17 protein-coding genes are annotated in these 16,478 nt (G+C 67.1%); 3 read left to right on the top strand and 14 right to left on the bottom strand.

Annotation, left to right across the window (positions count from 1 at the left end):
• Nucleotides 1-56 precede the first annotated feature (56 nt).
• The 6 genes from AC1ROX_RS17160 to AC1ROX_RS17135 form a co-directional block, all read right to left on the bottom strand.
• Nucleotides 57-2,333 carry a xanthine dehydrogenase family protein molybdopterin-binding subunit gene (locus tag AC1ROX_RS17160; protein ID WP_493127263.1) on the bottom strand — a complete coding sequence of 759 codons (2,277 nt, stop codon included), beginning with the start codon at nucleotides 2,331-2,333 and terminating at the stop codon, nucleotides 57-59.
• On the bottom strand, nucleotides 2,330-2,806 hold the full coding sequence (locus AC1ROX_RS17155; protein WP_493127261.1) for a (2Fe-2S)-binding protein: 477 nt from the start codon (nucleotides 2,804-2,806) through the stop codon (nucleotides 2,330-2,332). Before AC1ROX_RS17155 ends, AC1ROX_RS17160 begins: the two co-directional genes overlap by 4 nt.
• 4 nt (nucleotides 2,807-2,810) lie before the next feature.
• Nucleotides 2,811-3,671, bottom strand: a complete 861-nt coding sequence (locus tag AC1ROX_RS17150; protein WP_493127657.1) for an FAD binding domain-containing protein — start codon at nucleotides 3,669-3,671, stop codon at nucleotides 2,811-2,813.
• Nucleotides 3,672-3,829: 158 nt separating this feature from the next.
• Entirely contained in the window at nucleotides 3,830-5,266 is a 1,437-nt protein-coding gene (gene der / locus AC1ROX_RS17145) for a ribosome biogenesis GTPase Der (protein WP_493127259.1), read from the bottom strand.
• A complete protein-coding gene (locus AC1ROX_RS17140; protein ID WP_493127257.1) occupies nucleotides 5,253-6,590 on the bottom strand; it encodes an outer membrane protein assembly factor BamB family protein in 1,338 nt (445 codons plus the stop codon). Before AC1ROX_RS17140 ends, der begins: the two co-directional genes overlap by 14 nt.
• Nucleotides 6,591-6,595: 5 nt before the next feature.
• Nucleotides 6,596-7,243, bottom strand: coding sequence for a tetratricopeptide repeat protein (locus AC1ROX_RS17135; protein ID WP_493127255.1), 648 nt, complete (start codon nucleotides 7,241-7,243; stop codon nucleotides 6,596-6,598).
• A gap of 163 nt (nucleotides 7,244-7,406) precedes the next feature.
• Here AC1ROX_RS17135 and AC1ROX_RS17130 point away from each other — a divergent pair, with 163 nt between their 5' ends.
• A complete protein-coding gene (locus tag AC1ROX_RS17130; protein ID WP_493127253.1) occupies nucleotides 7,407-7,742 on the top strand; it encodes a DUF2794 domain-containing protein in 336 nt (111 codons plus the stop codon).
• Nucleotides 7,743-7,744: 2 nt separating this feature from the next.
• Here the strand turns inward: AC1ROX_RS17130 and AC1ROX_RS17125 are convergent, their stop codons facing one another.
• Both AC1ROX_RS17125 and AC1ROX_RS17120 read right to left on the bottom strand, forming a co-directional pair.
• Nucleotides 7,745-7,960 carry a YMGG-like glycine zipper-containing protein gene (locus AC1ROX_RS17125; RefSeq protein WP_493127251.1) on the bottom strand — a complete coding sequence of 72 codons (216 nt, stop codon included), beginning with the start codon at nucleotides 7,958-7,960 and terminating at the stop codon, nucleotides 7,745-7,747.
• Nucleotides 7,961-8,109: 149 nt separating this feature from the next.
• The gene (locus AC1ROX_RS17120; RefSeq protein WP_493127249.1) at nucleotides 8,110-9,072 is read right to left on the bottom strand and encodes an AraC family transcriptional regulator; all 963 of its coding nucleotides are present in this window, start codon (nucleotides 9,070-9,072) and stop codon (nucleotides 8,110-8,112) included.
• A 124-nt stretch (nucleotides 9,073-9,196) separates the two neighbouring features.
• On the opposite strand from AC1ROX_RS17120, the gene AC1ROX_RS17115 reads away from it, so the two are divergent.
• Nucleotides 9,197-10,168 (top strand): homocysteine S-methyltransferase family protein, encoded by a 972-nt coding sequence (locus AC1ROX_RS17115; protein ID WP_493127247.1) that lies wholly within the window; start codon nucleotides 9,197-9,199, stop codon nucleotides 10,166-10,168.
• Nucleotides 10,169-10,274: 106 nt separating this feature from the next.
• Here AC1ROX_RS17115 and AC1ROX_RS17110 read toward each other — a convergent pair whose 3' ends face one another.
• Together AC1ROX_RS17110 and AC1ROX_RS17105 are read right to left on the bottom strand one after the other, a co-directional pair.
• Nucleotides 10,275-10,616: an ArsC family reductase gene (locus tag AC1ROX_RS17110; RefSeq protein ID WP_493127245.1), complete on the bottom strand. Its 342-nt coding sequence runs from the start codon at nucleotides 10,614-10,616 to the stop codon at nucleotides 10,275-10,277.
• Nucleotides 10,617-10,634: 18 nt separating this feature from the next.
• Entirely contained in the window at nucleotides 10,635-12,218 is a 1,584-nt protein-coding gene (locus AC1ROX_RS17105) for an ABC transporter substrate-binding protein (protein ID WP_493127243.1), read from the bottom strand.
• A 109-nt stretch (nucleotides 12,219-12,327) separates the two neighbouring features.
• On the opposite strand from AC1ROX_RS17105, the gene AC1ROX_RS17100 reads away from it, so the two are divergent.
• Nucleotides 12,328-12,711: a hypothetical protein gene (locus AC1ROX_RS17100; protein ID WP_493127241.1), complete on the top strand. Its 384-nt coding sequence runs from the start codon at nucleotides 12,328-12,330 to the stop codon at nucleotides 12,709-12,711.
• Here the strand turns inward: AC1ROX_RS17100 and AC1ROX_RS17095 are convergent, their stop codons facing one another.
• From AC1ROX_RS17095 to cysG, 4 genes are read right to left on the bottom strand one after another with little or no spacing between them, the layout of a single operon-like run.
• Nucleotides 12,712-13,155 (bottom strand): DUF934 domain-containing protein, encoded by a 444-nt coding sequence (locus AC1ROX_RS17095; protein ID WP_493127239.1) that lies wholly within the window; start codon nucleotides 13,153-13,155, stop codon nucleotides 12,712-12,714.
• Entirely contained in the window at nucleotides 13,142-14,815 is a 1,674-nt protein-coding gene (locus AC1ROX_RS17090) for a nitrite/sulfite reductase (RefSeq protein WP_493127237.1), read from the bottom strand. The genes AC1ROX_RS17095 and AC1ROX_RS17090 overlap by 14 nt, the downstream gene beginning before the upstream one ends.
• Nucleotides 14,808-15,122, bottom strand: coding sequence for a DUF2849 domain-containing protein (locus AC1ROX_RS17085; RefSeq protein ID WP_493127235.1), 315 nt, complete (start codon nucleotides 15,120-15,122; stop codon nucleotides 14,808-14,810). The genes AC1ROX_RS17090 and AC1ROX_RS17085 overlap by 8 nt, the downstream gene beginning before the upstream one ends.
• A complete protein-coding gene (gene cysG / locus AC1ROX_RS17080) occupies nucleotides 15,122-16,468 on the bottom strand; it encodes a siroheme synthase CysG (RefSeq protein WP_493127233.1) in 1,347 nt (448 codons plus the stop codon). Before cysG ends, AC1ROX_RS17085 begins: the two co-directional genes overlap by 1 nt.
• Between the last annotated feature and the right edge of the window lie 10 nt (nucleotides 16,469-16,478).

Genomic DNA, 16,478 nt, shown 5'->3' with positions numbered 1-16,478 from the left:
CACATCTCGCCACGGTTTATGGCCCTCCGGGAGGCTCCCCGGAGGGCTGCAGTCCCCTACTCGGCCGCCATGTCCATCGTCGCCAGGATCTTCGGCGGCGACATCGGCAGGCTGTAGAAGCGGCGTCCGAGCGCGTCGTAGACCGCGTTCGACACGGCCGCCAGCGGCGGCACCAGCGGCACCTCGCCGACGCCGCGCACGCCCTGCGGATGCTTCGGATTGGGGATCTCGAGGATCACCGAATCGAGCATCGGCAGGTCGGAGCAGACCGGCATGCGGTAGTCGAGGAAGCTCGGATTATCGAGCTTGCCGTCCTTGTTGAAGATGTACTCCTCGCTCAGCGCCCAGCCGATGCCCTGGGCGGCGCCGCCCTGGATCTGGCCTTCGACGTAGCTGGGATGGATCGCGCGGCCGACATCCTGGACTGCCGTGTAGCGCAGCACGCGCACGATGCCGAGGTCGGGGTCGACCTCGACGTCGCAGACATGGGTGGCGAAGCCGCCTTCGGCGCCCGTGGTGTTGAGCTGCTGGCCGGCCCCAATGGGCCCGCCGGTCGCGCTGGCCTGGGCCGCGATCTGGCCCAGGGACAGAGGCTCGAACTTGCCGGCATTGTCGCCGGCCGGACGAGCCTCGCCATTCTCCCAGACGACCGCGTCGGGATCGATCTTCCAGATCTTGGCGGCGCGTTCGCGCAGCTGGGTGATCACCCGCTCCGTCGACTGCGTCACCACCATGGCGGAGGCATAGGTCACGCGGCTGCCGCCGGTCAGGTTGCTGAAGCCGATGACGCTGGTGTCGCCGATCAGCACCGAGACCTTCTTGTAGTCGATGCCCAGGATCTCGGCGGTGATGTTGGCCGTCGAGGCGCGCGAGCCGCCGATGTCGGGATGGCCGGTGATCACCACCACCGTGCCGTCCTCGTTGATGTTGACCTGCGCGCTCGACTCGCCGCCGGCATTGAACCAGAAGCCCGAGGCCACGCCGCGGCCGTAGAGCTTGCCGTTGGTCGCCTTGGGCAGCGGCGTCGTGTAATGCTCGTGCTTCTTCGCCTCCTCGATGGTCTCGACGAAGCCGATGCGCGGATAGACGGGACCGTGCGCCGCCTTGGTGCCCTGCTTGGCCGCGTTCTTCAGACGGAACTCCAGCGGATCCATCTTCAGCGCCTCGGCCAGCTCGTCCATGACGCACTCGACGCCGTAAGCGCCGATCGGCGCGCCCGGTGCGCGATAGGCCGCGACCTTGGAGCGGTTGGACACAACGTCGAAGCCGAACGAGTGCACGTTCGGGATGTCATAGGGCGCGAAGGCGCAGCCGGCCGCGCCGCGGATCGGCGAGCCCGGTAGTGCGCCGGCCTGCAGGCAGAAGGTGCCTTGTGCTGCCACCAGCTTGCCGTCCTTGGTCGCGCCCAGCTTGACCTTGCTGTAGGAGCCCGAGGTCGGGCCCGAGGCATGGAACACCTCGGCGCGGCTCATGGTCATCTTCACCGGACGGCCGGACTTCTTGGCCAGGATCAGCGCCAGCGGCTCCAGGTAGATGATGGTCTTGCCGCCGAAGCCGCCGCCGATCTCGGCGGGGATGGCGCGGATGTCGTTCTGCGGCAGACCCGTCAGGTAGGCGCACATGGCGCGGACCATGAACTGGCCCTGGCTGGAGCTCCAGATCGTGGCCTTGCCGTCGGAGACGCTGACCAGGCAGGCATGCGGCTCGATATAGCCCTGGTGCACCGGCTGGGTGCGGAAGCTGCGCTCGATCACGACGTCGGCCTTGGCGAAGCCCTCGCCGATATCGCCCAGCTTGTGCTCCAGCGTGCCGGCGATGTTCGACGGCTTGTCCTTGTACTTGATGAAGTCGTGCAGGATCGGCGCCTCGGGCTTCATCGCCTCCTCGACGTCGATCACGAACGGCAGGACCTCGTACTCGACCTTGATCAGCTTGCAGGCTTCCGCCGCCACCTTCTCGCTGATGGCCGCGACCGCCGCCACCGGATGGCCGGCGAACAGCGCCTTCTCGCGCGCCATGACGTTGCGGCACATCCAGCGCATGTCCTGGATGCCCAGCATCACCGACTTGTCGAGCGGGAAGTTGACGATGTCCTTGGCCGTCATCACGGCCTTCACGCCGGGATGGGCTTCCGCCTTGCTGGTGTCGATCGACTTGATGCGCGCGTGCGGATGCGGGCTGCGCAGCACCTTGCCCCAGATCATGCCGGGCATGGTCGTGTCGGCGGCGTAGGCCGCGCGGCCCGTCACCTTGTCGGCGCCGTCGGGACGGATCGTGCGCTTGCCGATCCACTTGTTGTCGTTGGCGGTGTCGGTGGTCCCAATCGTGCTCATTGTGCGGCCCTCATTTCGGCAGCGGTTTCCATCACGGCGCGGACGATCTTGTCGTAACCGGTGCAGCGGCACAGGTTGCCGGCCAGCCAGAAGCGCACTTCGTGCTCGGTCGGATCGGGATTCTTTTCGAGCAGGGCCTTGGCGGCCATCAGCACGCCCGGCGTGCAGATGCCGCACTGGAGCGCCGCCGATTCGAGGAACTTCTGCTGCAGCGGGTGCAGCTCCTCGCCGGCCATGCCCTCGATGGTCCCGATCTGCTGGCCCTCGGCCTCGGCCGCCAGCATCAGGCAGGAGCAGACGATGCGTCCGTTCAGGGTGACGGTGCAGGCGCCGCAGTCGCCGGTGCCACAGCCTTCCTTGGCGCCGGTCAGGCCGAGCGGCCCGCGCAGCACGTCGAGCATGCTCTGCTCGGCGTCGCAGAGGAATTCATGCGGCTCGCCGTTGATCGTGGTGGAGACGTGGAGCTTTGCCATGGTCCTACTTTCCTCCCGCGCGTTCGGCGGCAATCAGTGCGGTTCGCTTCAGCAGGACGCCGGCGACCTTGGTGCGATAGGCGATGGTGCCGCGCTTGTCGTCGATGGGACGGCAGGCGGCGCTGCAGGCGGCGGCGGCCTTGGCCAGCGCCGCGTCGTCGAGCCTGGAACCGATGAGCGCCTTGGCGGCCTCCTCGACCAGCAGCACCGTCGGCGCGACGGCGCCGAGACCGACGCGCGCGGCGGTGCAGGTTCCCTTGTCCATCGTCAGGCTGACGCCGCAGCCCACGACGGCGATGTCCATCTCGGTGCGCGGGATCATGCGCAGGTAGGCATCGCTCGACCCCTTCGGCCGCGCCGGCAGGTTGAAAGCCACGACGATCTCGCCGGCCTCGAGGTTGAGGCGGCCCGGCCCCTTCGGCACCTTCTCGACGGGAACCTCGCGGCGGCCGTTCGGTCCCTGGATGATGACGATGGCGCCGGCCGCGACCATCGCCGGCACGCTGTCGCCGGCCGGCGAGGCATTGCACAGGTTGCCGCCCGCCGTGGCCCGGCCCTGCACCTGGGTGGAGCCGATCAGGTTGGCGGCCTCCACGACACCCGGCCAGACCTTGCTGAGCTTCGGATGCTCGCGCAGCACGGCGCCCGACACGGCGGCGCCGACCTTGAAGCCGCCGTCAGCGGTTTCCTCGATGGCGGTCATCTCGCCGATCTTCTTGATGTCGATGATCGTGCCCGGCGTCACCACGCCGTTGCGCATCTGCACCAGGAGGTCCGTCCCTCCGGCCAGAATCCGCCCCGAGCCTGCCGCCGAAGCAAAGGCCCGAACCGCTTCATCGAGCGTTTTCGGCGCCACGTACTGGATATCCATGTTCAACCCTTTCATCCCGTCGGTGGCTGCGGTGCAGCTCGTTATTTCGACTTTGTTTGAACTAAACCTAGGGCAGCAGGTCGGTCCGGGGCAAGGCGCGTCTCAACCACCGGCCGCAATGCGGCCGATGGCGGGCTGAGCTGCGCTCAGCCCTAGCGCTGCGGCTTGCGCCGGCCCTCGTAGGGGTTCTTCGGCTTGCGCATGCTGAGCCGGATCGGCACGCCCGGCATATCGAAGTCGTCGCGCAGGCGGTTCGTCAGGAAGCGCAGATAGTCGTTGCCCAGCTCTTCCGGCTGGCTGACCGACAGGATGAAGGTCGGCGGCCGGCGCTTGATCTGGGTCATGAAGCGCAAGCGGATGCGGCGGCCGTTGCTGGCGAGCGGCGGCGGATGCAGCGTCTCCATCTCGCGCAGCCAGCGATTGAGCTTGGGCGTCGTGATGCGCTTGTTCCAGATCTCGTAGGTCTCGAACACCTTGGGCAGCAAACGCTCGACGCCGCGTCCGGTCAGCGCCGAGAAGCCGACGATGGCCACGTCCTTGACTTGCGAGAACGACATCTCCAGCCGGTCGCGCAGCTTGCGCCATTGCTTCGCCGAGCCGGACTGGTCGTCGGCCAGCAAATCGGTCTTGTTGACCGCGATGACCAGCGCGCGGCCCTCCTCGATCACCCAGCCGGCGATGTTGAGGTCCTGCTTCTCGGCCATGTCGGCGGCGTCCAGCACCACCACGGCCACGTCAGCCAGCCGGATCGTGTCGAGCGTGTCGGCCACCGAGGCGGCTTCCAGCTTGGCTTCGATGCGGCTGCGGCGGCGCATGCCGGCAGTGTCGACCAGACGCACCGGCCGGCCCCGCCACTCCCACTCGACCCGGATCGAATCGCGCGTGATGCCGGCCTCGGGTCCGGTGAGGACCCGTTCCTCGCCGACCAGCCGGTTGAGCAGAGTCGACTTGCCGACATTCGGCCGGCCGACGATGGCCAGCAGCAGCGGCCGGCCTTCCGGGACGTCATCGAGATCGGGATCGCTCGCGTCGGCGTCGGCCGCCTCGTCCTCGTCGGGCATCGGCTCGATGTGCCGACCCAGGGCTTCATGCAGGTCGCTCAGGCCCTCGCCGTGCTCGGCCGAGACCGGGATCGGTTCGCCGAGGCCCAGCCCGTGCGCCTCGGCAAGGCCCTGCGCGCCGGCGCGACCCTCGCACTTGTTGGCGACCAGGATCACCTTGGCAGATCGCTTGCGCAGCCAGCTCGCGAAGCTCTGGTCGAGCGGCAGGATTCCGGCGCGCGCGTCGATCAGGAAGAGAACGACGTCAGAGCCTTCGATCGCCCGCTCGGTGAAGCGACGCATCCGCGCTTCGAGGGCCTCGCCGCCAGCGGTTTCCCACCCGGCGGTGTCGAGGAGCATGAAGGCGAGATCACCCAGCTGCGCCGGCTGCTCACGCACGTCACGCGTGACGCCGGGCGTATCGTCGACGATGGCGCGACGGCGGCCGGCCAGCCGGTTGAACAGCGTGGACTTGCCGACATTGGGGCGGCCGACGATGGCGACGCGGCGCAGCCCCGGGGTTGGGGACCGGTCTTCAGCGGAGGGCAATGAGTCGCCCGGAGTCTGACAGGACGTAGATGGTCCTGTTGGCGATGACCGGGCCGAGGCGCACGCGGTCGCGCAGGTCGACCTTGCCCATGATCTCGCCGGTGTAGGGCGAGACGGCCACCAGGTCGCCCAGCGAGCTGGTCAACAGAAGACGGTCACCCGCCAGCACCGGGCCGCCCCACAGGACCGGCACATGCTTCTGGGCGTCTTCGTACTGGGTGAGCGGCGTGACCCAGCGGACCTTGCCGGTATCGCGAACCATCGCGACCACGTCGGCATTGCCGGTGACCACGAAGAGGAAGCGGCCGGCTGCCCATGGCGTCTGGCTGCCGCCAATATTGCGGTCCCACTGCCGCTGGCCCGAGCGCAGGTCGATACCGGCGATCTGGCCGGCCGAGCCCATGGCGATCACGAGGCCGCGGTCGATCACGGGACGGCCGCGAATATCGGCCAGGTTGCCGAAGGCGCGGATGTCCGCGCGCGGACCGATCAGCGAATCGTTCCAGATCGTCCGGCCGTTGTCGGCGCGCAAGGCCGCGACTTCGCCCGACGTGAAGGGTGCCACGATCGTTTCGCCGGAACCGGCCGGACTGTTGCCGCCGACATACCCCGACGATTCCTGCAGGCCGGCGAACTGCCAGAGGTCCGATCCGTCGGATGCAGCCAGCGCGTGCAGCTTGTTGTCGATGGCGATGACGAAGACGCGGTCGTTGAACACCAGCGGCGAACCGCGGACCGGCGCGCTGACGCTGGAATTCCAGTCTTCCTTGCCGGTATTCGGGTCGAGCGAATAGACCATGGCAAAGCCCGTCGTCACGAACAGCTTGCCGCCGTAATAGGCGAGCCCGCCGCCGAACTCGTCGGAGTCGCGCGCCTTCTCCGGTGCCAGCGTGACCCTCCACAACAAGGCGCCGGTATCGGCGTTGAAGGCCGAAACCGTGCTCTGCGCATCCTTGGCGAACACCTTGCCCTCGGCGACGACCGGCGGCGTGGTCAGGATGCGGGTCGAGCTGCTGCCCGAGCCGACATCGGCCGTCCAGATGACCTGCGGCGAGGTGCCGACCGCCAGGTTGTGCATCGCGTTGTTGGCGAAGCCGCCGGACTGCGGCCACGACTCGTTCACCGTCGGCGGCGGCAGCACGACCTGCATGCTTGCGACATCGCTGTCGGGTTCGAGGTCCTTGCGATCGCCCAGCACCGAGATGCGCTCGCCGGGCAGCGGCACCTTCTTCTTGTCGAAGATATCGCAGCCGGAAAGGGAGACCGTCAAAAGGACGGCGGCGAGAAGGAAACGGGGATCGACCAGGCGCATTACGCTCGACATTCGGACTACTTCGCCTCCGCGCCGCCGTAGAGATTGAGCATTGCCGTGACGCGCTGCGAGGCGCCCTGCGGCACAGCCGGATCCTTGGCGATCTCGTTCCACAATTCCTTCGCCTTCTTGGTATCACCCTTGCGCACGGCCAGCATCGCCTGCAGCTCGCGCACGCTCAGCCGGAACGGACGACCGGGAGCCGCAAGCGGCTCGAGCCTGGCGACCATCTCCTCGGCCTTCGGCGTGTCGATGCTCTTGTAGGCAGCGATCACAAGAGCAAGGTCGCTGAGTTCGCTCGCCGACAGGCCGGGCGCCACGGCAGCCAGCGCCGTCACCTGCTCCTCCAGCGTCGGGCGAAGCTGCGCGGCGGCAAGCGATGCGAGAGAACGATAGGGTTGCAGGGCGTTGGCTGCCTGCTTCTCCAGCTCGGCACGCGCCGCCGCCGGATCGGTCGCGATCTGGGCCAGCGCCGCCGAATAGGCGGCGCTCGCGGCGGCGCGCTGGGCCTGATCGTACTGGCGCCATCCCACAAATCCGGTGACGGCAACGATCAGAATCACGGCGCCGGCCACCACCCAGGTGCCATAACGGCTCCACCACTCCTTCATCTCGTCCTTGCGGACGGCCTCGTCGATCTCATGAAACGCGGCGGAGTCGGACACGTAGTGCTCCCGGAATATCGCGGAATATCAACAGCTTCAGCGGCGGTTCATAGCCCCCCACCCCAGCTTTGGCAAACAACCGAATGGGGGTTGCAGGACGCTTTACCCCCACCTGCGGTTCTGCAAGAATTCACATCACTGACATGTTCGAAGTCGCGGTGGCATGACCAACCTGTACCGTTTGGCCGATCAACGGGCCCGGCGCCGAATCGTCTCGTTCGACAAACGGGAACTGTCGCGGCTTCTCGGTCTCTACAGCATGCGTGTGGCATCCGGTGAATGGCGCGACTACGCCATCGACTTCCTGCCCGGCATGGCGATCTTCTCGATCTTCCGCCACACCGCCGAACAGCCACTGTTCGCCATCGCCAAGGTGCCGGGCGGCGGCAGCGGCAGCAGCTATATGGTCTACAACGGACCGCGCAAGCTGGCGCACGGCGATACGCTCGAAGACGTTCTCCGCGTCTTCGAGCGCAAGCTCAAGCTTCTGCTGGGATAGCGCTACTTCTTCGGCGTGGTGGCCGCGCCGATGCCGGCGCCGACCGCCGTGCCGACCAGCACGGGCGCCACCAGCGGCCAGCCGGCAATCGCCCCGATCGCAAGACCGGTGCCGGCGCCGATTCCGCCACCGGTCACGGCGCGCTCACCCCAAGTGTCGCCGCAGGCGGAAACCGACAGAGCGAGGGGCAGGACAAGGAGAGTCACAGCGGTTTTCATTTTCGGACCTCGAATAAAGAGGGGAACTGCAAAAGCAGTCATCAAAAATCAATTTTTCTTGGCCGTTTAGGGCCTTATGGGCTGATCTTTCGCGATTTCTCGCAGTATGTCAATTGGGTCTTGTATCCAATTGAAAAACAACGGAATTCTTACGAATTCCCCTGCAGTTCACGCCACCGGGCCGGTGGCTCGCCGAATTCGCGCTTGAACGCGCGATTGAAGGCGACCTCCGAGTCGTAGCCGACGGAATGGGCGATCTGGGCAATGTTCTGCCGGCCGCCGCGCAGCTTTTCCTTGGCGAGCTGCAGGCGCCAGTGCGTGAGGTAGCGAATCGGCGGCATGCCCACCAGGGACGTGAAGCGATCGTTGAAGGCGCTGCGCGACATGGAGACTTCGCCGGCGAGCCGCTCCGCCGTCCAGTCGGCCTCGACGCTGCCATGCAGCAGCGCCAGGGCACGCCCGATCTGGGGATCCCGGAGACCGCCCAGCCAGCCGGCCCTCTCGCCCTCCAGCCCCGTCGCATAGTCGCGCACCGCTTCCACGAACAGCAGCTCCGACAGGCGCGACATCACGGTCGAGGAGGCGTACTTGCCCGCCGCCAGCTCCCGGGCGGCGAACCGGACCGAAGCCTCGACCCAGTCCCGGGAGGCGCCGTTGCGGATGTCTAGCTTCAACAGCCGCGGCAAGGTCGCGATCAGCGGATTGTGAACCTGCTCGGTGGCCAGGTAGCCACAGACGATGCGCGTGGGCTCGCCACCGCCGCCATGGTCGATCTGCCAGAGCCCGTTCGTCCCGCCCGGCTGGACCAGCGCGCCGGCTTTGACGGGAGTGAGGCCCGGGGCGCTGGAGAGAGTGTGGGCATCGTTGCGCGGCAGGAGCACGACCTCACCGGCCGCCACCTCCATCGGCGGCTCACCGGGACAGGCGCACTGCAGCCGGCCGTCGATCACGAAGTGATAGGCGATGATCTGGCCGGGGGTGTCGATGAAGGCGCGGATGTCAGCGGGCGTGATATGGGCGGTGGTGCACCAGGGCGCGGTGAAGCGCGCCTCCAGGAACACGCCGCCGGTCAGCCGTACCGAACCCAGGACTTGCGACAAGGGATCAATCACGCCGGCCCTCCCCGGAGTGGAACCGACGGCCAGTCAAGAGATGCGGCCGCCCGGTCAATTACAACCGGGCCCCCTTCCCATATTTTGCCGCTCGGCGCCATGATGGCGTCCTACGGAGTGAACGATGAAGACGACAGCCAAGTATCGTCGCGGCCTGCCCCAGGGTGACGGCACCCTGTTCCTGACCGACGGCGGCATCGAGACCTGCCTGATCTTCCAGGACGGGCTGGACCTGCCCCTCTTCGCGGCCTTCCCCCTGATGCGCGACGTCACGGGCCGGCAGTTCCTGGTCCGCTACTACGAGCGCTACATCGACATCGCGCGCACGAACGGCATGGGCTTCGTCCTCGAGAGCCCGACCTGGCGGGCGAGCGCCGACTGGGGCGCCAGGCTCGGCTACTCGGCCGCCGACATCGCTGCGGTCAATGCCGACGCGATCGGCCTGATGCATGACCTGCGCGAGGCTTACGAGACGCCGGCTTCGCCGATGGTGGTGAGCGGCTGCATCGGCCCGCGCGGCGACGGCTACGTGGCGGGCGAGGTCATGTCCGAGGGCGAGGCCGAGGCCTATCACGCCTTGCAGGTCGATGCCTTCGCCGCGGCCGGCGCCGACATGGTGACCGCCGTCACCATGACCAACACCAGCGAGGCGATCGGCATCGCACGCGCTGCGCAGAACGCCGGCATGCCGGTGGCGCTGTCATTCACGGTGGAGACCGACGGTCGCCTGCCCACCGGCCAGACGCTGAACGAGGCGATCGCGGCCGTCGACGCGGCGACCGCGAACGGCCCGGCCTACTACATGATCAACTGCGCCCATCCCACGCACTTCCAGGACGTGATGGAACCGGGCCAGGGCTGGATGCAGCGGGTCCGCGGGCTGCGCGCCAACGCGTCGCGCCGCAGCCACCAGGAGCTGAACGACTCGCCCGATCTCGACGCAGGCGATCCGATCGAACTCGGCGGCCAGTACCGCGACCTCGTGCAGGCTCACCCGCAGATCAACGTGCTGGGCGGCTGCTGCGGCACCAACCACCGCCATGTTGAGTGCATCGCACTGGCGTGCAAGACGGTGCGCCCGGCGAAGGCGGCTTAGAGCGGGATGAACTTATCAAGGGAGCGCGCAACTCCAGTTGCGCTCATATCTTGCGGATCCACCAAGCTTGAGCGCAACTGGAGTTGCGCGCTCCAATGAGGCCGCTTTAGACCAGCGTCTCGTACTGGTCGGGCTTGAAGCCGACCAGCAGTTTGCCGCCGGCTTCGAGCACCGGCCGCTTGATCATCGAGGGCTGGGCGATCATCAGCGCGATCGCCTTGCTCTCGGTCAGGCCTTCCTTGTCCTTGTCGGGCAGCTTGCGGAAGGTCGTGCCGGCGCGGTTCAGCAGGACCTCCCAGCCGACCTTGCGGGCCCAGCCTTCGAGGCGGCCGCGATCGATGCCGGCCGTCTTGTAGTCGTGGAAATCGTAGGCGACGCCCTTCTTGTCCAGAAAGGCGCGCGCCTTCTTCATCGTGTCGCAGTTCTTGATGCCGTAGATCGTGGTCATGCGCCCACGATCCCGAACTCAGGGCTGCACGTCCAGCCCCTTGTAGAGCGCAGCACTGTAGATGCCGTGCGAGCGCACGTTCTTGATGCTCTTCTTCGCAACCAGGAAGAGCCTGGAATGCGCCGCCGGGATCATCAGCGCCTCGTCGTGCATCCGGCGCTGGATCTCCTTGAAGAACTTCTCGCGGTCCGCGTCGCTGGTCGCCGTACGCCCGGCCTCGAGGATGCGGTCGGTCTCGGCATCGTTCCACATCATGCGGTTGGGCACCGGCCGGTTCCTGGAATGGTAATAGAGATACATCTGGTCGCCCGCCGAGGTGTACGGCACCGACAGGGTCCAGATGTCGTAATCCTGCTGGGCGATCTTCTGGAAGAAGACCGTCGGATCCCAGGTCTGGATCTTGATGTCGATCCCGACCGTGCGCGCGGCGCCCTGGAGCACCTCTGAGAGTTTCGGATTCTGCCCGACCGTGTAGGAGTACATCAGCAGTTCGAGATTCTTGCCGTCCTTGTGACGGAAGCCGTCCGGACCCATCTTCCAGCCCGCCTCGTCGAGCAGCCTCTTCGACTTTTCCGGATCGCGCTTGGTCAGCATGTCGAGCGTCGCCGGCTCGAAGTCGAGCGCCTTGGGATGGACCAGCGACCGCGCCGTCTCGGCCTGACCGAAGAAGATCGCCTTGTTGATCTCCTCTCTGTCGACCAGATGAGCGAGCGCCTGGCGCACCCGCTTGTCCTGCAGGTTCTCGCGCGTGCTCTTCAGGCCCCAGTAGAACATCGCGAAGTCGGCGGTCGGCTCGTAGACGGCGAGGTTGGGCGCCTTCTTGAAGCTCTCGATCGCCTGCAGCGGGTTCCAGTGGCAGAAGTCGGCTTGGCCCGAGAGCATCGTGGCAATGCGCGTCGTCTCCTCCGGCACAATGCGCCAGATCATCTTCTCGTACTTCACCGGCCCCTTGTTGGCGTAGACGCCGGTCGGCCCCCATCTGTAGGCATCGTGGCGCTTCAGCACGAGTTCCTTGCGCGGCTGCCAGCTTTCCCAGCACAGCGGCCCGGTACCGTCGAAACCCTTGACGCCGAAATCGGCGCCGAGCGACTCGACATTCTCCTTGTTGATGATGGTCGCGGCGAAGTTCGCGAGATCGACCAGCAGCTCGGAATGCGGCCGCTTGAGCTTGTAGACGAGCGTATGGGGATCGGGCGCGGTCAGGCTGTCGATCTCGCCCAGCCGCCAATGGAACGGCCAGCGAGCCGAGGGATCGGCCAGCCGGGTGAAGGAGTAGATCACGTCATCTGCAGTGAACTTCTTGCCGCTGCAGAAGGTGACATCATCCCGCAACGCGAACGTATAGGTGAGCCGGTCGTCGGAAATCGTCCACGACTTGGCCAGCAGGGGATGGACCTTCTTCAGGTCCCAGTCGAGCGCGACCAGCGTGTCGCCCATCATGAACATGGGGTGTCCCATGCCGCTCGACGTATTGTTGTGCGGATCGTACTTGGGCGCGTCCTGCGAGCGGATGTTCACGAAGATTTGTGCCGAGGCCGGCATCGCGAGCGCGCACCAAACCAGCGCGAGCGCCAGCACGGCGGCCGTTGCTCCCTTGATCATGTCGCTTCCTCCCGCCGGTGTATCCCCGGCTATGGGAGGAGCCTATCCGGGGTTTCCGGGACCGCCAAGCGGCTCGACGGCCGTCGCGGGGTTTGCTTAAAGTCTGCCCATGCCCATCGAGTACACGATCGATCACGAAAAGCGCTTCATCCACGCCCGCGTCCTGGGCGTGATTGCGCTGAAGGATATCGAGGATTTCACCGACGCGGTCGTGGCGCAGAACGCCCTCACCTATCGCAAGCTGTTCGATGGCAGCCAGGGCGACGGGACCTACAATGACCAGGACGTCATGGCTCTCGCCGCACGGGCTGCGGCCTATGCGAGCCTGGCCAAGCGCGGCCCCCTCGCCTTGATTCCCCGGCCCGGCCTCGGCGCGGAGCTCGCCAAGCGCTACGTCAACCTCGGCAAGTTCACCGGCGAGGCCCAGATATTCGATACCGCCGAGGAAGCCCTCAAGTGGCTCGACAGCCAGCCGGAGGGCAGCGATCTCTGATCAGGACGCCGCGACGTTGCCGTGCTCGAGCCGGCGCAGCGAGGCCGGCACCTGGTCGTCCTCTGCCGGCTGATAGACCACGCTGAACAAGGTCCGGGCCTTGGCGAGCGCCTCGCCGAACCCTTTCTGCTCGCTCTCGAACGAATCGAACCCGCAACGGAGCATGAACGCCACCTGGTCCTGCAGCACGCCGCCGGTGGCGCGCAGCTCGCCGCGATAGCCCATGCGGCCGCGCAGCAGGCGCGCCTGGCTGTAGGCGCGGCCGTCGCTGAACTTGGGAAACTCCAGCACGATCAGGCGCAGGCGACCGACATGAGGGGCGAGATCCTCGACCGGATCGGTGTTGGCCAGCGACACCGCCGGCCATTCGGGACGCAGCTGCCACTCGGTGAACGGCAGAGCGACGTAGGATGCGGGGAGCCCCGCTTCGCTATACAGCGCCATAGACTCTCTCCTTGAAAGGCTGGGCGCCGATGCGCCGGTAGGTATCGACGAAGCGCTCACCGTCCTGGCGGGCGTCGAGATAGGTGGAGACCAGGTCATCGACCACCTCGACTACCTTGTCTGCTGTCACCGCCGGCCCGAGAATCGCGCCGATCGACGTCTTGCCGAAGTCGACGTCGCCACCGAGGCTGATCTGGTAAAGCTCGACGCCGTTCTTATCGACGCCGAGGATGCCGATATGGCCGACGTGGTGATGGCCGCAGGCGTTGATGCAGCCCGAGATCTTGATCTTCAGGTCACCGATATCGTGCTGCTGCGCCAGGCTCGCGAAGTGATTCGAGATGCGCTGCGCCACCGGGATCGAACGCGCATTGGCCAGCGCGCAATAATCGAGGCCCGGGCAGGCGATGATGTCGGTGATCTTGCCGACATTGGCTTCGGCAAAGCCCAGCGTCTGTAGCGCGCGATAGACCTGTGGCAGGTCCTCGACCGCGACATGCGGGAAGATCAGGTTCTGCTCGTGGCTGACCCGCAGCTCGGCCTGGCTGTAGGCCTCGGCGATGTCGGCGACGCCTTCCATCTGGACGGCGCTGGCATCGCCCGGTGGCGCGCCGGCCGGCTTCAACGAGGCCGTCACAATGGCGTAGCCCGGCACGCGATGTGGCGCGACGTTGGACTTGAGCCACAGCGCAAAGTCCGGATCGCTGAGACGCTGCGCCTCGACGAGGCTTGACACGGTCGGACGCGGCAGCAGATCCGGCGGCGCGAACTGGCGGGCGATCGCCTCGATGGTCCCGGCCGGCAGCTTGAGCGCGCCGTCGCGGTTCGCGGCATATTCGGCCTCGACCTCCTCACGCATCTTCTCCGCGCCGACCTCGTGCACCAGAATCTTGATGCGGGCCTTGTAGAGATTGTCGCGCCGGCCGTAGCGATTGTAGACGCGCAAGGTCGATTCGAGATAGGCGAGCAGCTCGTCCTTCGGCAGGAACTCGCGCAGCGTCTTGCCGATCATCGGCGTGCGGCCGAGGCCGCCGCCCACGATGACCTCGAAGCCGACCTCGCCCTGCTCGTTGCGCCACAGGCGCAGCCCGATATCGTGCACGCGCACGGCGGCGCGATCGTTGGGCGAGCCGGTGATGGCGATCTTGAACTTGCGCGGCAGGAAGGTGAATTCGGGGTGCAGCGTCGACCACTGGCGCACGATCTCGGCCCAGATACGCGGATCCTCGATCTCGTCGATCGCCGCACCGGCATAGTGGTCGGCCGTCACGTTGCGGATGCAGTTGCCCGAGGTCTGCATGGCATGCATGTCGACTTCGGCCAGCGCAGCCAGCGCGTCCGGTGCATCCTCTAGCTTGATCCAGTTGAGCTGCAGGTTCTGGCGCGTCGTGAAGTGGCCGTAACCGCGATCGTACTTGCGCGAAATGTCGGCCAGCTTGCGCAGCTGGCGCGACGACAGCGTGCCGTAGGGAATGGCGATGCGCAGCATGTAGGCATGGAGCTGCAGGTAGAGGCCATTGTGCAGGCGCAGCGGCTTGAACTGCTCCTCGGTCAGCTCGCCCGCCAGCCGGCGGCGCACCTGGTCGCGGAACTGGTCGACCCGCTCGGAGACGAGCGTGCGGTCGTAGTCGTCGTACCGGTAGAAATGGGTATCAGGCATAACGCACCGCATCGGCCGCAATGGCATCGAAGGTGAGGCCCGAGGCGCGGATCTTCTCGCGCAAGGACAGCGGCTCGATCGTGCCGTCATCGTCCTCGGTCACTGCCACCAGGAAAGGATCGACCACGCTGAAGGCCTCGACCCGGGCACGCTCCAGCAGGATCTCCGCGTTGCGCTTGTCGCGCGCGATCGCCGCATGCTCCAGCCGATTGGTCCACTGCCCGGCCTCATCGAGCCAGACCACCATGCCGTCGACCAGCCGGTTCGCCGAGGCGACTTGCAGGTCGCCGCTTAGATTCTTTGCCATCAGGACACCTTTGCGAGGGGCAGGTTCTCCGAAGCGGCGGCATAGGCCGCGACGTCACCCACGATGATCAGGCTGGGACCGGCGCCGCCCTGGGCTCGCCCGGCGGCGAGCCTTGCCAGGTCGGCCAACTGGCCGGTAAGGACTTTCTGGTCCGGCCGCGTACCGTTCTCGATCACGGCAACCGGCGTCGTGGGCGCCGCGCCGGCGGCCAGCAGCTGGTCGCGGACCGACGGCGCTTCCGTGGCGCCCATGTAGATCGCAAGCGTATGCCCCTGCGTGGCAAGCGCTGGCCACGCGGCCTGCTTGCCGCCCACGGCACTGTGGCCGGTGACGAAGGTCACGGCCGAAGCGTGGTCGCGATGCGTGAGCGGGATGCCGGTCGACGCCGCGCAGCCGAGGGCGGCGGTGATGCCCGGCACCACCGTGTAGGCGAGACCCGCGGCGCGCAGCGCATCGACCTCCTCGCCACCGCGGCCGAACACGAACGGGTCGCCCGCCTTCAGGCGCACGACGGTCTGGCCGGCGCGTACGCGGCGCATCAGCTCGGCATCGATATCGGCCTGCGCCCAGCTCGGACGGCCCTTGCGCTTGCCCACGGAGACGACCTCCGCGTCGCGGCGCGCGCGGGTCAGCACTTCTCGCGGCACGAGATCGTCGTGGAGGATGACGTCGGCCTCCTGCAGCAACTGCGCAGCCTTCAGGGTCAGCAGGTCGGGATCGCCTGGCCCGGCGCCCACGATGTGGGCGATGCCGGCCGGCGCCTTGTGGCGCCGCGCCGCATCGAGGTCGCCCAGCACGACACGACGCGCACCGGCTTCGTCGCCGGCAAGGGCGAGACGTGCCGCCGGCCCTTCGACCAGGCGGCGGAAGAAGGCGCGGCGGCGGGCCGGCTCGGCTATCAGCGCATTGACCTGGGTGCGGAAGGTGGCCGCCAGCCGGGCGAGGACGCCCAGCCGCTGCGGCAAGGCCGCCTCGATGCGCCCGCGCAGGACCGTCGCCAGGGTCGGCGACGCGCCCCCGGTCGAGATCGCCACGACGACGCCGTCGCGATCGACGATGGCGGGCATGATGAAGTCGCAGAGGGCCGGCCGGTCGGCCACGTTGACGGGAACGCCGGCAGCCTTGGCCTGCCGATGGATGGCGATGTCGGACTCCTCGGCGGAAGTGGCCACGAAGGCGGCAACGGCGCCGCGGAAATCCTCGGCCGTGACAGCGGCGCCGGTCAGCCGGTGGACGTCAGCGCCGGCCGAGGCCGCCAGCTGGACGCGAAGGTCGGCCTTGGGCCCCTCGCCCACCACGACGACCTTGCGGCCAGCGAGGTCGAAGAAGAGCGGCAGGTGTTTCACGATACGGCCA

This window comes from Reyranella sp. GW821-FHT14A01 (assembly GCF_058803965.1).
Note: the sequence above shows the minus strand (reverse complement) of the source record. Positions and strands in the feature narration are given on the sequence as shown.